The 15,325-nt window shown below is 20.9% G+C and carries 15 protein-coding genes and 1 pseudogene; 13 read left to right on the top strand and 3 right to left on the bottom strand.

All coding sequences use genetic code 11. The features are described from left to right. The coding region (locus M8044_RS02070; RefSeq protein WP_273585409.1) for a hypothetical protein at nt 1-387 on the top strand (387 nt) is incomplete at its 5' end. A gap of 240 nt (nt 388-627) precedes the next feature. Here the strand turns inward: M8044_RS02070 and M8044_RS02620 are convergent. From M8044_RS02620 to M8044_RS02060, 3 genes and pseudogenes are all read right to left on the bottom strand, one after another. Beyond that, nucleotides 628-756, bottom strand: a pseudogene (locus M8044_RS02620) (IS3 family transposase); the annotation flags it as partial. Nucleotides 757-1,106: 350 nt separating this feature from the next. Further along, entirely contained in the window at nt 1,107-1,907 is an 801-nt protein-coding gene (locus M8044_RS02065; protein ID WP_273585408.1) for a phosphatase PAP2 family protein, read from the bottom strand. Nucleotides 1,908-2,039: 132 nt separating this feature from the next. Continuing rightward, complete coding sequence (locus M8044_RS02060; RefSeq protein WP_273585407.1) at nt 2,040-2,630, bottom strand: hypothetical protein; 591 nt, start codon at nt 2,628-2,630, stop codon at nt 2,040-2,042. 509 nt (nt 2,631-3,139) lie between these two features. Between M8044_RS02060 and M8044_RS02055 the strand changes: the two genes are divergently transcribed. The 12 genes from M8044_RS02055 to M8044_RS02000 form a co-directional block, all read left to right on the top strand. Beyond that, entirely contained in the window at nt 3,140-3,928 is a 789-nt protein-coding gene (locus M8044_RS02055; RefSeq protein ID WP_273585406.1) for a glycosyltransferase, read from the top strand. Beyond that, nucleotides 3,897-4,340 (top strand): glycosyltransferase, encoded by a 444-nt coding sequence (locus M8044_RS02050; RefSeq protein ID WP_273585405.1) that lies wholly within the window; start codon nt 3,897-3,899, stop codon nt 4,338-4,340. Before M8044_RS02055 ends, M8044_RS02050 begins: the two co-directional genes overlap by 32 nt. A gap of 324 nt (nt 4,341-4,664) precedes the next feature. Further along, nucleotides 4,665-6,164, top strand: coding sequence for a lysine--tRNA ligase (gene lysS, locus M8044_RS02045; protein WP_273585410.1), 1,500 nt, complete (start codon nt 4,665-4,667; stop codon nt 6,162-6,164). Between the two features lie 83 nt (nt 6,165-6,247). Further along, a complete protein-coding gene (locus tag M8044_RS02040; RefSeq protein WP_273585404.1) occupies nt 6,248-8,929 on the top strand; it encodes a PHP domain-containing protein in 2,682 nt (893 codons plus the stop codon). A 57-nt stretch (nt 8,930-8,986) separates the two neighbouring features. Beyond that, the gene (locus tag M8044_RS02035) at nt 8,987-9,454 is read left to right on the top strand and encodes a hypothetical protein (RefSeq protein ID WP_273585403.1); all 468 of its coding nucleotides are present in this window, start codon (nt 8,987-8,989) and stop codon (nt 9,452-9,454) included. A gap of 127 nt (nt 9,455-9,581) precedes the next feature. Further along, nucleotides 9,582-10,211 (top strand): hypothetical protein, encoded by a 630-nt coding sequence (locus M8044_RS02030; protein WP_273585402.1) that lies wholly within the window; start codon nt 9,582-9,584, stop codon nt 10,209-10,211. Nucleotides 10,212-10,292: 81 nt separating this feature from the next. Beyond that, complete coding sequence (locus M8044_RS02025) at nt 10,293-11,228, top strand: rhodanese-related sulfurtransferase (RefSeq protein ID WP_273585401.1); 936 nt, start codon at nt 10,293-10,295, stop codon at nt 11,226-11,228. A gap of 201 nt (nt 11,229-11,429) precedes the next feature. After that, on the top strand, nt 11,430-11,747 hold the full coding sequence (gene rplU / locus M8044_RS02020; protein WP_273585400.1) for a 50S ribosomal protein L21: 318 nt from the start codon (nt 11,430-11,432) through the stop codon (nt 11,745-11,747). A 15-nt stretch (nt 11,748-11,762) separates the two neighbouring features. After that, the gene (locus tag M8044_RS02015; RefSeq protein WP_273585399.1) at nt 11,763-12,068 is read left to right on the top strand and encodes a ribosomal-processing cysteine protease Prp; all 306 of its coding nucleotides are present in this window, start codon (nt 11,763-11,765) and stop codon (nt 12,066-12,068) included. Between the two features lie 32 nt (nt 12,069-12,100). Further along, a complete protein-coding gene (gene rpmA, locus M8044_RS02010) occupies nt 12,101-12,388 on the top strand; it encodes a 50S ribosomal protein L27 (RefSeq protein WP_323805916.1) in 288 nt (95 codons plus the stop codon). Between the two features lie 18 nt (nt 12,389-12,406). After that, complete coding sequence (obgE, locus tag M8044_RS02005; protein ID WP_273585397.1) at nt 12,407-13,672, top strand: GTPase ObgE; 1,266 nt, start codon at nt 12,407-12,409, stop codon at nt 13,670-13,672. A gap of 869 nt (nt 13,673-14,541) precedes the next feature. Further along, a partial coding sequence (locus M8044_RS02000; RefSeq protein WP_273585396.1) for an ATP-binding protein occupies nt 14,542-15,325 on the top strand: 784 nt, incomplete at its 3' end.

Genomic DNA, 15,325 nt, shown 5'->3' with positions numbered 1-15,325 from the left:
GAAGAAACGATTAAACAAGCGATAATTGATAAAAATCCTTTATTAGACATTATAAAAATTCAGATCAATATTATCGATAAAACCCAAGCTGAAGTAACTTCCTTTTCCCCAGAATATAAAGACAAAGTGACTGTGACATACCGATATAAAGGTTCAGCTATAATATATGCTCTGATTAATTTAAACATAGTTAAAAGTATTCAAGATATGTGGTATAGAATAAGACTATTTCGAAACACATCATTAAATAAAGTTTTACAAAATACTCAATTAGTTCGGTTATACGATAAAATAACAATCTCATTTATCATATTTTTATTATATGAAATTTATTTATATTCTAAAATTAAAAAAATAAATTATATTTATAATTTTCAAAAATATTAAAAAATTATGAAAAAAGATCAATTTTTACAATTGATCTTTTTAATTTTTAAAATTAATTTTCGAATAATAATTTATAAAAAAATTAAAAATAAAATAATGATCAGACAATAATTATTTAAATTACATAATATTTTTTTATTGGTAAAAATATAAAATTATTTGAATTATTATCATTGATGGTTATAAATTATTTCAGGCCATAAATTATTTCAAAAAGAAAACCAACAAGTTAAGCTCTCATTATGATCTGAGAGGAAATTGTTGGTTTTCTTTTTGATTTTTGAATTGATAAGAAGAAATATAATTTAAATATTTCGTTCTTCTTTGAGTGTTATAATTTTTAATAAAAGAGTGAACGATTTGAGTTAATTGTTCTTTAGTTAATCATTTTCCTTTTTTCTAAATAAACAATTTCACATTTAAAATTAGTAAAAAAAGCTTCTACACAAGCATTTTGATTTGTACTTCCTTGAATTATTCAATTTTTTTATAAAAATAGTTTTTTGAAGGTAGTAAAAATTAAAAACTCTAATTAATCGTAAAAAAAATTAAAATTAATAACATTTGAAGTTAAATGAGTTAATTTTTTTTTAAAAAAAGAGTTTTTTAAAAAAATGCAATAATGATTTGTCTAAGGAAAAAAACATTCGTAATTAACTTACTTAATAAGAAATTTAAAATTTTTGTTAAAAATACAATAATTATAATAAATAAAATATTTATATTTTTTTATTTTTATTTTTTCGTAAAATAACAAAATAAACTATTTCTACTAAAAAAATAGATGCTATTCCATCCATTATATAATGTTGTTTTAGGACAAAAGTAGAAATAAAAACTCCAAAAGCCATAATAAATTGTAACCAAACAATTTTTTTAGAAATATTATTTTTTGTATTGCGAAAAGGTATATAACATAACCAACTAGTAGATACATGCATACTAGGTAAATTATTAAATCTAAGTGTATCTAAGTCATAAGTTTTAAATAATAAAAAATCTATTAATTTACTTATTAATGATTTATTTTCGCTTCTTTGTGTAATTTGAAAAACTTTTAAACATTCAATAGGAAAAACTAAATAAAAAACGATAGAAATGAATAAAATTATTAAATAAGATTTAACAAAAATATTGATTTCTTTTACATTTAAATATTTATATATTAAGTAAGGAGTAATAAGATACCACCATAAAAAAGATCCTACATAAAATAAAATAAAAAATTTTAAACAAATAAAGTCTGGAAATCCATAAGTTCCGTTTGACCATTCTTTATTATAACCTAAATTCAATATTTTAATCCAAAAATTATTTTTTTCTAGTTCGTTATCTGCATAAATATATTTAGGTATTCGTTTATTATAATAAACGAAAGCTAAAACTAAGTGCCAAATTATTTGTTGAATTAAAAATGCATAAAATATCTTTTTGATTGAATTTGATTTTTTAAATTTTAAAAGATTTTTTTCAATACACTCTACATCATTATTATCTAAATTATTTTTTGATTTTTTCATTTGTATAAAAAAAGCCTTTTCTAATGATTTTATGATTTACGTGATAATAAATAATTTTAATATATTTTTATAAAATAAAATAAATTTTTATAAGAAGTATTTCGATATTATTTATTATTAAAAATATTCAATTCACAAATTATATTCACATTTAAGTCTTTTACTTTTGAAAAAAGTAAATAAAATAATAGAACAAAAACTTGAAAAAATAAAAGTCAATTTTTGTAATAAAGTATAAGGTTCACATTCTTTTAAATAAGGGAATAAATCTTTTTTAAAATAATAAATAATTATTGATATTAAACTGTAAGTTAAAACATATATAAAACCGGTATAAAATTCATTCCATAATATAAAATTTTGATCTATAAATAAATAATAAAAACAAAAAGTTAAAGGTAATAATTTATGTTCAAAGAAATAGGGACCAGTTTCGTATTTCGTAAAACAAAAAATAAAAACAACAATACAATTCACAAAACAATTAAAATCTAAATAAGACAAAAATTTTGAATTTATTTTTTTTTTAAAAAAATGACAAAATAAAACTAAATTTACAAAAAAAGTATTTTGTCTTGTGAATAAACCTAAAGAAAAAAACTTTCTTTTAGAGTCTTTATGAAAAGCTGACATAATACCTGAATATAAAGCTATAATTGAAATTACTAAACAAATATAAAAAAAAATTGTTTTTTTTCTTGATTCATTTAAAATTTTTTTCATAATTATTTAATCCTTCGAAATTAGAAAAATTTATTAGTAATGTTTATCAATAAATATTTTACCAAAGATAATTTTTTTAACATAATTAAAAGTTAAAAAAATAATAAAATTTAAATAAAAATATAAAAATTAACAAATCTTAATTTTTCATAAATAAAAAAAGAAAAGATTTAATTAAAATAATATAAATAATTATAATATTAAATAAAAAAATTCAAAAATAATTAAAATAAAAGTTTTTAAATTATTTTTTTTGATAAATATTAAATTTTAATAAAATTAAAAATTATAGTATTTTGTTTGCTATTACAAATTATTTAATATAGAATAATTAATGGAAATTTTTTTAAATAAAATTTTTTAAAATAAAGATAAAATTATTTAAAAATCGAATTTATTAATATATATATAAAAACAAATTAATTTTGTTTTTATTTAATTGATTTATATTAATTTAATATAAATCATATTATTAAGTACAAAAAAATACAGAAAAGATAAATATAATAATGAAAATAGGTTTATTTATAGATTGTTGGGAGCCTTGTATTGGAGGAGTTGTTGTTTCAACTAAATCGCTTAGAGAAGGTTTAGAAGCTCTAGGTCATAAAGTTTATATTATAACTTTAAATGCAGTCCCTAAACAAATAGAAAAAGATCCTTTTATAATAAGATTACAAGGAGGCTTACCAGTCTTTTTGAAAGGATTAAAAGATTATCGTTTTTTATTTAAATATAAAAAATATTTACCGCAAATTGAAGCTTTAAATTTAGATATTATTCATGTTCATACCGAATTAGGAGTTGGTAAATTAGGTTTATACGCTCATGAAAAATTAAAGTTGCCTTTAATTTATACAATGCATTCTATGTATCATTTTTTTCTTGAAAAAAATAAATTTCTTTGGATTAAAATTTTAAAAAAAATATTAATTAAATATTTAGATTATCTTTTAAAAAAATTTATTTCAAAATCTGATATAGTTATCGCTCCTACTAAAAAAACTTTATATTTTTTAGAGGAACGTTATAAAATAAAACAAAATTATAAAATTATTCCTAGTGGCATTCCATTAAATAAATTTGATCCTCAAAATTTTTCTAAAGAAAAAATAGATGCTTTAAAAGAAAAATTAGATTTAAAAAATTTTTTTGTTTGTTTATTCGTAGGAAGGCTTTCTAAAGAAAAAGATATCGATTTTATTATTGATCATTTTGCTTCTTTTCATGAAATAAATAATAAAAGTAAATTTTTAATTTTAGGGGATGGTCCTGAAAAAAATAAATTTACAAAATAAAGTAAAAAAACTAAATTTACAAGATAAAATAATTTTTTTAAATTTCATTCCTAATAACCAAATAGGTTTATATTACCAATTAGGAGATGTTTTTGTTAATGCTTCTTTATTTGAAACTCAAGGATTGACTTTTATTGAAGCTTTATCTTCGGCTTTGCCAGTATTGGCTCGTTATGATGAAGCATTAGATGGAGTTATCGAAAATCGAAAAAATGGTTTTTTTTATAAAGATAAAAAAGATTTTGTTAAAATTTTAAATGATTTATGTAACAATAAACAAAAATATCAAGAAATTTCCAAACAAGCTCAAAATTCTATTCAAGATTATAAACAAGAAATATTTGCGGCAAAAATGATTGATATTTATAAAGCGGCTATATCTGAAAATAATTTAAAATTAAAAAAAGAATAATATTTTAATCTTTTGGCTTTTGATACCGAATATTAGATATATTGGTTTTTTTATATTATTTTTAAAAATCAAAATAGATTTCATGATCTTATTTTTTGCATTCAGTATAAAAAAGTATAATATTTTTTATTTTTGAAAAAGAATCTTGTTCAAAGATTCTTTTTTTTATTTATTTTCTTTGTTTTTGGCATCATTATTTTATTATGTTATAATTATTATTAGTAAATAGAATTGAATATATTTTGTTATAATTTATTTTTTTTCAATTTTATTCTAAAACATTTTATAAAAAAAATCAGACAAAAGGTTAAAATATTGAACTTTATGAGTGTAAAAAAAAAAATAGAACAATATCTTATCAGAAAAGATAAAATAGAAGAATTAAAAAAAATAAAAGTAGAACCTTTTAATAATTATTTTGTTGTTAAAAATAATATTTCAGATTTGCTAAATCAATATGAATCTTATAATTCTGATGAATTAGAAAAAAATAAAATTAGAGTTGATGTTGCAGGAAGAATTATTACTAATAGAAATCAAGGTAAAGCAGGTTTCATTAATTTACAAGATTTTGATAAATCTATTCAAATTTATTTAAATAAAAATTTGATTTCAGAAAAATCTTTTCAAATTTATCAAAAAACAGATTTAGGAGATATTATAGGTGTGTCAGGTTATTTATTTAAAACTAAAACTAAAGTATTAACTATTAAAGTTTTTAATTTGGTTCATTTAAGTAAAAGTTTAATGCCTTTACCAGATAAATATAAAGGTTTAAAAGATAAAGAATATATCAGAAAAAAAAGATATATTGATCTTATTATTAATTCTGATACTCGTAAAAAATTTCTTATAAGAACTAAAATAATAAAGTGTATGAGAAATTTTTTTGATGATAGAGGTTTTTTAGAAGTAGAGACGCCTATTTTAAATTCTTGTGCTGGCGGAGCAGCAGCTAAACCTTTTATTACTTATCATAATTCTTTAGAATCTGATTTTTATTTAAGAATAGCTACAGAAATATCATTAAAAAAATTAATAGTTGGTGGTATGAAAGCTGTTTATGAAATAGGAAGAGTTTTTCGTAATGAAGGTATTGATGCAACTCATAATCCAGAATTCACAACGATAGAAGCTTATTTAGCTTATGCTAATGTAGATGATATAATGGCATTGACCGAAAATTGTTTAAAAGAAATTTGTATGAAAGTTTTAGGATGTTTAAAATTTAATTATCAAGGCCATTTAATTGATTTTAATAAATTTAATAAATATGATATGGTTGATATAATTAAAGAAAAAACAGGTATTGATTTTCATCAAAAAATGACTTTAGACCAATGTAAAGAAATAGCTCAACAAAATAATATTGAAATAAAACCTTTTTATACTAAAGGTCATATTATAGCAGCTTTTTTCGAAGAATTTGTAGCAAGTATTTTAATTCAACCTACTTTTATTTATAATTATCCTTTTGAAATAAGTCCTTTAGCACACAAAATTATTGATAACCCAGAATTTGTTGGTAGATTCGAATTATTTATAGCTGGTAAGGAATTGGTAAATGCTTTTACAGAATTGAATGATCCTATTGAGCAGACTAAACGTTTCCAACAACAATTATTACAAAGGGAATTAGGCGATAACGAAGCTGAAGAATTAGATTCAGATTTTATTGATGCTTTAGAATATGGAATGCCTCCTACTGGTGGTTTAGGTATTGGAATAGATCGTTTGATTATGTTATTAACTGATACCGCTAATATTAGAGATGTTATTTTATTTCCTCATTTTAGCAATAATAAAAAAAGTAAAGAAAATTAAAAAAATTATAATTTTGATAAAAAAATATTTTTATCAAAAATAAAAATATAATCAAGATTATTTTGTTATGAGGTTTATAAATAATGAGTATTTTTTATCTTCAAAGTTTTTATAGCATTATGGAAAGTATTCCTTCGTTAGAATCTTTAATAAAAAAAGCTAAAGACAATCAATATAATTTTGTTGCTTTAAGTGACAACGAAAATTTATATGGAATGGTTGAATTTTTGTTTCTTTGTCGGCAATACCAAATTAAACCTATCTTAGGAATGAAAATATTTTTAAATTTAAAGGAAATTATAGGACAAAATAAAGATATTTGCTTGTTAATTTATGCTTTTAATGATTCAGGTATTAATTATTTAATTCAAATATCTAATTTAATAAAAGCGAAACAAAAAAAAATTACTTTAAGTGTTTTAAAAACATTTCAAAAAGATCTTTTTTTTGTTTTGTCCAATATTGATTTTTTATTCGCTAATATATCAGATTTTTTATTAATAGAAAAAATTTTTGATCAATTAAAAAATAATTTAAATTTTGTTTTTTTTGGTTTATCTTTGCAATCAGATTTTTTAGAAATGTTTGCTTCTAATTTTTTATCTCTTTTATCCGAAAAATTAAAAATTTTAGTAGTTCCAGTTCATAAAACTAATTATTTAGAAAATTTTCAAAAAGAATCATATAAATTATTATTTAAGTTAAATTCTTGTTCTAAAGATTTTAAAATGTCTTTTAAATTTTTAAATAAACAAGAAATTGATAATAAATATCAGCCGTATTATAGGGATTATAAGGAATTTTTTGTTGATTTTAATACTTTTTTAAATAAAATTCAATATAATAAACATTTTCCTTCAGACTTAGGAATGCCTTTGTTCAAACAATCATCAGAAGAGAGTTCTTTTGTATACTTAGAAAAAATAATTGTTTCTAATTTAAAACAAAAAATTTCTGTTTCTTCTCCTCTTTTTTCTATTTATTTTAATAGATTAAAAAAAGAATTAAAAATTATTAAACAAATGGGTTATGAAGATTATTTTTTAATTGTTTTTGATCTAGTTCAATATGCTTTGAAAAACGAAATTCTTGTAGGTCCTGGTCGTGGTTCAGCTCCTAGTTCTTTAGTTTGTTTTTGCTTAGGTATTACAGAAGTAGATCCTTTATTTTATAATCTTATGTTTGAAAGATTTTTAAATTCTAAAAGAAATAAAAAGCCAGATATTGATTTAGATTTTCCTAATAATAAATTAAATGTTATTTTAAAATATATTTATGAAAAATATGGACCAGAACATACTGCTAATATTATTATATTTAAAAGTTTAACTACCAAATCTTTCATTAAAAATACTAATTATATTAAATACCAAAAAGAATTTTTAGGTACTCAAAAATTAGATCAAAAACAAATAAAAACTTTATCTCAATTAGAAAAAATACCTCAATCTATTGGAACTCATCCTGCAGGAATTATTATTAGTAATCAAAATTTATTTCAATATGTGCCGATCCAATCTAATTCTAATATTAATTCTCCTTTTCGATATCAAACTCAATTAGATGCTAATCATTTAGAAAAAATAGGTTTAATTAAAATAGATCTATTAAGTTTAAAAAATTTATCTTTAATTGAAAATATTTTGGCAAAAATTAATGTTAATAAAAAAGATAAAATATGTTGGAAAAATATTCCTTTAGATGATCATCAAACTTTTCAATTATTAAATAAAGGTGACACTAAATATATTTTTCAATTAGAATCGTCTATGGCTCAAAAAATATTACAAAAAGTAAAACCTCAAAAATTTGAAGATTTAATGGATATTTTAGCTTTAAATAGGCCTGGAAAAATATATTATGTTGATGATTATTGCCTGAATAAACAAAAACAAAAAAATATATTAACTGAATCAGAATCATCTGTTAATAATTATATTAAACATATTATTGATAAGACATATGGTATTATTCTTTACCAAGAACAAATCATGGAAATAGCTTTTTCTTTTGCTGGTTATGACTTAGGAGAAGCTGAAATTTTTATGAAATATATCCTTAATAAAAATAATTTAGAAACAAAAGAAAACATGATTAAAAAGGAATTTGTTCAACGTAGCATCCAAAAAGGTCATTCTGAACTTTTATCATGTAAAATTTATGATTATATTTTAAAATTTGCTAATTATAGTTTTAATAAAAGTCATAGTGTTTCTTATGCTTTAATTAGTTACCGTATGGCTTATTTAAAAACTCATTATTTAATTCCTTATTTAACTGTTATTTTAAATGATTGCCAAAAAATACCTTCTGAAACAGAATTTTTATTAAAAAAAATAAAAAATACAAATAAAATAGAAATTGTGCCCCCTAATATTTTTATAAGTAATATTGAATATAAATTATTAAAAGATAAACTTTTATTACCTTTAACTTTAATTAGAAATATAACTGATGAGGCAGTTTTATTTATAATAAATGAAAGAAATAAAAAAAAATTTGTTGATTTTTATGATTTTAAAAATAGATGTCAAAAAGTTTTAAATAATAATTTATTAAGGGATTTAGTGTTAGCAGGTGTTTTCGATAATTTTGGATTGAATAAAAATACTTTATTAAAAGATTCTAATTTAGAAGATTTAGAACATGAACAATATTTACTTTCATTTAAAAAACAAATTTTATTAGATGAATTGCCAGAAGACTTTTTAAAAAAAGAAACTTATAAGATTTTTCATTTTGATTTAAAAGCGATTATTTCATAGAATATTATTTTTAAAAAAGATGTTAAAATCAGAAAAATAGGAGATTTAAAAATATTAATGAATTTATATAAAAAGATAATTTTATTTTTTAAAGAAAAAATTGTTCCTAATTGTTCTAATCATAATAAATATTTTCGTTTTGTTATAATTATTTTGGGTTTTTTATTTTTTTGTTTGACTGCTTCTTATGAATATAAAGAAAGAAAAATTTGGCAAGATGGCAATATATTTCGAAATGGAGATACACTTCAAAAAATAAAAAATATTTTTGATAAAGGCAAAATAGAAAAATATCAATTAGAAGAAAAAAATTATGAAGGCGAAAAAGAACAAACTTTTATTATATTTAAAGGCATGTTTATCGGGATTATTATTTTTTCTATTATGTTAGGATTTAAAAAAGGGTTAGCTGGAATTAGTTTAGGAGTTTTTGTAGGTTCTTTTGTAGGTGTATGGGTTTCTATACTTTTCCCTTCTTTTGTTTATTTTTTAGAATTTATTTTTGCTGGTAAAATATTTTTATAAAAATTTAAATTTGTTTAAAATAAAAAAATAAATTAAAATATAAATAGATTCATCTATTTATATAGAAAATTTTGAGTTTCGTTTATATAAAAAAAGATATATTTTATTTGATAGGAATTTTTTGTTTATGAAAAAAAATATTTTGCAAAAAATTATTATTATATCTTTTTTTGTTGGTATGGCGATACTTATTGACTATACATTTAATAAAATTTTTAAATTTAAAATAATAGTTTGGGGTGTAGCAGAAAAACCTCATTTCAATATAATTGTTCTTTTTTTAGCAGGATATTTTTTAGGTTTTATTAAAGTTTTTATTGTTTGTTGTTTTTATACTATATGGCATTTAAACCGAAGTTTTTCTGAATATATACTTATTATAAATTCTTTAAAATTTAGTAAAACTCAAATTTTTAGTTCTATTTGTTTAGATTATATAATTCCTGATATAATTATTAGTATTTCCGGATTTTGCCTAAGTAAAAAGAAAAATGAATGCAGTAATAAAAAAATGTTTTTTATTTTCTTATTGATGTTGATCTTAATAAGATTATCCTTTTTTTTCTCTATTTTTTTCATTTATATTCCGGCAATGAAAAAATATGAGGGTTATAATTTCACTGTTGAGATGTCTTTTTATGTATACAGCATCTTACCTTTTGTAATTGATTTTGTTTTATGTGGTCTTTGCCTTGGTTGTTTAAAACCAAAACTTAAAAATATTTCGGAATTAGAATATATCGAAAATATAAGATAATTTAATAATATGTTATTTATTATATTTATTGTTAAGCTATTTTTTTTCATATCAAAAAAAGGAGGTTATTTCATTTTTGAAATGTCAAATTCAAAAGAACTTTATTCTATTATTTTATATTATAAATATAATAATATTAAAGATCCAGAATATTTTAAAGAAAATCATTTGAAATATTGCCAAAAATTAGATCTTTTAGGCAGAATTATTATTTCTAAAGAAGGTATTAATGGTACTTTATCAGGGTTAAAAACAAATATTGATGAATACATGAAATATTTAAAATCTATAGAAGGTTTTGAAGATATTGATTTTAAAATAGATTTTTATCATAAACATGTTTTTTCTAAATTATCTATTAAAATAAGAAAAGAAATAGTTGCTCTAAAATTAGAACAAGATATTTTTCCGCAAAACGATCCTAATAGTTATTTAGAACCTAAAAATTTTTTTAATTTATTAAAAAATAAGGATGTAGTTGTATTAGATGTTAGAAATGATTATGAATATGATTTAGGTCATTTTCGTAATTCTATTAATCCTAAAATTAATAATTTTCGTGATTTTCCTAAATGGTTAGAAGAAAATAAATCTCTTTTAAAAAATAAAAAAATTTTAACTTATTGCACTGGAGGAGTTCGTTGTGAAAAAGCTTCTTGTTTATTGAAATCCAAAGGATTCAATGAAGTTTATCAATTAAAAGGCGGTATTATTAAATATAGTCAAGCACCAGAAACTCAAGGAAAATTATTTGATGGACAAGTTTACGTTTTTGATCAAAGAATAATGACTAAAGTAAATAAAAAAGAACATGTTATTGTAGGAAGGGATTTTTTCGATCAAACACCTTGCGAAAGATATATTAATTGTGGCAATCCCAATTGTAATAAACAAATTTTATGTAATGAGGAAAACGAAATAAAATATTTAGGTAGTTGTAGTGAAGAATGCAGCAAACATAAACAAAATCGTTATGTTCTAAGAAATGAAAATAAAGAAAAACTTAATAAAAAATAAATTAAATAAAAATTATTATTTTGTTTTTGATAAATAGATATTTTTTCATTTTATCATATATAATAATTATATGTAAATTATAAAAAAGTGAATAATAATTCATTTATTTATATCTTTTATTTTTTTATTATTTTTAATTTATTTTAATAAAACTATTCTTAATAAGAATTATCAATTAGAAAGAGTTATAGGTATTTATTTATGTTTGCTATTGTCAAATGTGGAAGTAAACAATTTAAAGTATGTCAAGGGCAAGAAATTTTTGTAGAAAAATTACCTCTTGAAGCAGATAAAAATCATATTTTTGATCAAGTTTTAGCTATCGAAAATAAAAAAGAAAATAAAAGCATTTTGGGAACACCATTTATCAATGGTGCTAAAGTTGAAACTAAAGTTCTTAAACAAGGTAAAAAGAAAAAAATTATTGTTTTTAAATACAAAAAAAGAAAAAAATATCGTTTAAAACAAGGTCATAGACAATTATATACTAAACTATTGATCACTAATATTATTTTTTGATATTAATTATCAATTATGATTAAATTTTTATTTATTAAAGAAAATAAAAAAATAAAAAAAATAAATATTCAAGGTCATGCTTTATATTCTTCAAAAGGTAAAGATATTGTTTGTGCTTCTGTTTCTACAGCTATTATAATGACTTTAAATATTATTGAATTATTAGAATTAAACTCAAATATTAGTTATTCTCTAAAAGAAGGTTTTTTTTCACTGCGATTATTAAAATTTGAAGACACAATTAATAAATTATTAATGAATTTAGAATATACTTTAAAAGATTTAAGCAAAACTTATTCTAAATATTTAAAAGAAGAATAAAATTATTTTACGAAAGAGGAGAGTATTTTTTTATAATGTTGAAATTAAATATTCAATTATTTGCTACTAAAAAAGGTGTAGGTGCTACTCGTAATGGACGCGATTCTCATTCTAAAAGATTAGGCGCTAAATTATCTGATGGACAATACGCTCATAAAGGTTCTATTATTTATCGTCAAAGAGGAACAAAAATATTTCCTGGAGATAATGTAGGAATCGGAAGAGATCATACTTTATTCGCTTTAATCAACGGCATAGTGAAATATACAAAAGGTAAAAACAAGAAAAAAGTTTCTATGCATTTTGTTGAAAATAAGTAAATTTTACTAAAATAATAAATGAATTTTGCAGATGAATCAATAAATTTCGTAAAAGCTGGTAATGGCGGAAACGGAATTGTTTCTTTTAGAAGAGAAAAATATGTTCCTTATGGCGGTCCTTCTGGCGGTAATGGAGGCGCAGGTGGTTCTGTTATTTTAATAGGGGATTCAGGTATGAATACTTTATTTAAATTACAGTATCAACGTAAAATTATAGCTTTAAACGGTAGTGATGGGAAAAATAAAACTCGTAATGGATCCAAAGCTCCTGATTTATTTATAAAAGTGCCGTTAGGTACTTTAGTTTATAATAATGAAAATAATCTATTTATTGGCGAAATTGTACAACATGGTTCTCAATTAATTATTGCCAAAGGTGGTAAAGGTGGCCGTGGTAATTATTCTTTGGCTAATTCTAAAAATAAAGCACCTTCTTTTGCTGAAAAAGGAGAATTAGGAGAAAGTTTAGTTATTAGAACAGAATTAAAAATATTAGCTGATGTTGGTTTAATTGGTTTTCCTAATGTAGGAAAATCTTCTTTAATTTCGGCTATTTCTAATGTTAAATCTAAAATAGGTTCATATTCTTTTACAACTTTAAAACCTATTTTAGGAGTTGTTAATAACAAAGATTTTAGTTTTACAGTAGCTGATATACCTGGTTTAATTAAAGATTCCCATTTAGGAAAAGGAATGGGGATTAATTTTTTAAAACATATCGAAAGATGTAAAGTTTTAATATATGTTTTTGGCGCTTCTGATGACAATATTTATGATAAATATTGTCAATTAAGAGAAGAATTAAAAAAATATAATTCTAAAATTTTAGATAAACCACAAATTATTTTATTTAATAAAATGGATTTGGAAAATGCTGAAAAAAAATTATCTTTATTTAAGAATAATTTTGCTGATGAACAAATTATTATTGCTTGTTCTGTGTGGAATAATTTTAATTTAGATTATTTAAAAGACGAAATAAAATATTTATTAATTAAACATCAAAGTTTTACAAAAGATGATAATCTTTTCAAAAATTATAAATTATTTACTTTAGATGATAAAGATAAATTCGATATATATAAAGATAATCAAGGTTATTTTGTTATTAAAAATGATAAGATAGAAAAATTATTTCATAAAACAGATTTGAATAATTATGAATCGTTAAAAAAATTTTCTTATTTATTAAAAAAAATAGGTGTAGAAGAAAAACTAAAAAAAAACGGAATGACTTACAAAGATAAAGTTAAAATTTGTAATTGTATTTTTGAATTTGTTTAAGTAAAAACTTTTTAATAAAATAAATATTTATTTAAATAAATTTATAATTTAAATTAATATTAATAAAAATTTTATATATACGTTTAATAATTCAAACTTTTTCTATATTTTTTATATCAATTAAATTATTTTTAATAATTATTTATTTATTTTGAATTTTATTTAATGTTTTTTTAAAATGAATTTATATTAGAAAATTTAAAATATTTAATAGGGTGTTTAACAGGGCGGAAGAGGCTAAACTCTTCTAAACCTTGATAAAGTTAATGAAGAGAGGTTTTAAAAAGGCCCAAATAATAAAAGTTTTTTGCTGCGATTCCTCCTTTTAATCTGAATTTAGGTATAAAAAAGACTCTTGAAAAAAAAGACTCTCAAAACGAGAGTCTTAATTTTTTTGTTTTTAAATAAAAAAAACGAGTCCTAATAGAGCATTAATTATTTTTTTTAGGTTTTAAAAAATTTTCATTATAATAATAACAAGAATTTATAATTTGAACAAATTCGTTTTTGAAATTATTAACATATTCTCTTATTTTTTCTTTTTTTTAGACATCAAAGTTATTTATTTGTTAAGTGTAAAGAGTTCTATTTTTTTAAAAAATTTTAGTTTTAAAAATTATGTTTTAAGAATTAACTATTAATAGATAATTTCCTATCTTTTCAAACTAAAGAAATATTTTTTCGTTCAAAAAAGTGTTTAATTTTTTTTATAAGCTTCAGCTGGTTGAGTTTCCATTTAAAACGGAACCAGTAAAGATTTTAATTTGGTGTTTTTTTCCTGTGGTTGAGCTGGTTGAGCTCCATTAGATTTATACAATTTTAAGTTAAGTTTTAAGCCAAACTATTTTTTTATAGTTAATATAAAAAAAATGGTTTGGCTTATTTTGAACGCTCCCAAACATATTATTGGTTATCGCAATTTAAGACCCATGGGAATTTTATTATATGGTCCTCCAGGAACAGGAAAAAGTCATTTAATGGAAGCTTTAAGTGGTGAAGTAAATGCTTATTATATTGAATTAGACCCTTCTCGCTTTGATAAAACTTATGTAGGAGAAGGAAACGAAGAATTAGAAAAGATTTGGCAAGAAGCTGAAGCTCATGAGAAAACGATTATCTTTATTGATGAAATTAGTGGGTTAGCTAATCGCGAAGATAAAAACGCTAATCAAACGGCTCAAAATATTGTCAATAACTTATTATTAAAATTAGATGGTTTTAAAACAAGTGACAAGAAAATTATTTTAATGGGTGGAACAAACCATTTAGAAAAAATTGATTCCGCTTTAAGAAGCCGTTTTCAAAAAGAAATTCAAATTGATTCTTTTAAAAAAGAAGAAATACCAGGTTTTTTAAAATGGTTTATGTTAAAAAATAATTACCGTTTAAGTTATCACGCCGTTAGTCATTTAGAAACTTTAGTAACAAGAGCTTTTAATCAAAAAACTTTATCTAATCGTGATTGGGTAAAATTAGTAACTGAAGCCGCTACTAATTATGATCGTTTCGCTTTTGAAAATGAAAATCATGAAGTGATGTTGCCTTCTGATTTAGATGAAGCCTTAGATAGTCTTTTAGGTATTAAGAAAACTAAAAGAGATATTTTAACTCACCGTCAGGAATGTGAAGACCAATATGCTGAATGGAAGCAAG

The sequence above is a fragment of the Columbia Basin potato purple top phytoplasma genome (genome assembly GCF_028595955.1).
Classification (GTDB): domain Bacteria; phylum Bacillota_I; class Bacilli_A; order Acholeplasmatales; family Acholeplasmataceae; genus Phytoplasma.
Note: the sequence above shows the minus strand (reverse complement) of the source record. Positions and strands in the feature narration are given on the sequence as shown.

Coding starts and splice junctions, on each gene's coding strand:
- M8044_RS02065 (WP_273585408.1), bottom strand. CDS start 1,907: ATGAAAAAATCAAAAAATAATTTAGATAATAATGATGTAGAGTGTATT.
- M8044_RS02060 (WP_273585407.1), bottom strand. CDS start 2,630: ATGAAAAAAATTTTAAATGAATCAAGAAAAAAAACAATTTTTTTTTAT.
- M8044_RS02055 (WP_273585406.1), top strand. CDS start 3,140: ATGAAAATAGGTTTATTTATAGATTGTTGGGAGCCTTGTATTGGAGGA.
- M8044_RS02050 (WP_273585405.1), top strand. CDS start 3,897: ATGGTCCTGAAAAAAATAAATTTACAAAATAAAGTAAAAAAACTAAAT.
- lysS (WP_273585410.1), top strand. CDS start 4,665: ATGAGTGTAAAAAAAAAAATAGAACAATATCTTATCAGAAAAGATAAA.
- M8044_RS02040 (WP_273585404.1), top strand. CDS start 6,248: ATGAGTATTTTTTATCTTCAAAGTTTTTATAGCATTATGGAAAGTATT.
- M8044_RS02035 (WP_273585403.1), top strand. CDS start 8,987: ATGAATTTATATAAAAAGATAATTTTATTTTTTAAAGAAAAAATTGTT.
- M8044_RS02030 (WP_273585402.1), top strand. CDS start 9,582: ATGAAAAAAAATATTTTGCAAAAAATTATTATTATATCTTTTTTTGTT.
- M8044_RS02025 (WP_273585401.1), top strand. CDS start 10,293: ATGTCAAATTCAAAAGAACTTTATTCTATTATTTTATATTATAAATAT.
- rplU (WP_273585400.1), top strand. CDS start 11,430: ATGTTTGCTATTGTCAAATGTGGAAGTAAACAATTTAAAGTATGTCAA.
- M8044_RS02015 (WP_273585399.1), top strand. CDS start 11,763: ATGATTAAATTTTTATTTATTAAAGAAAATAAAAAAATAAAAAAAATA.
- obgE (WP_273585397.1), top strand. CDS start 12,407: ATGAATTTTGCAGATGAATCAATAAATTTCGTAAAAGCTGGTAATGGC.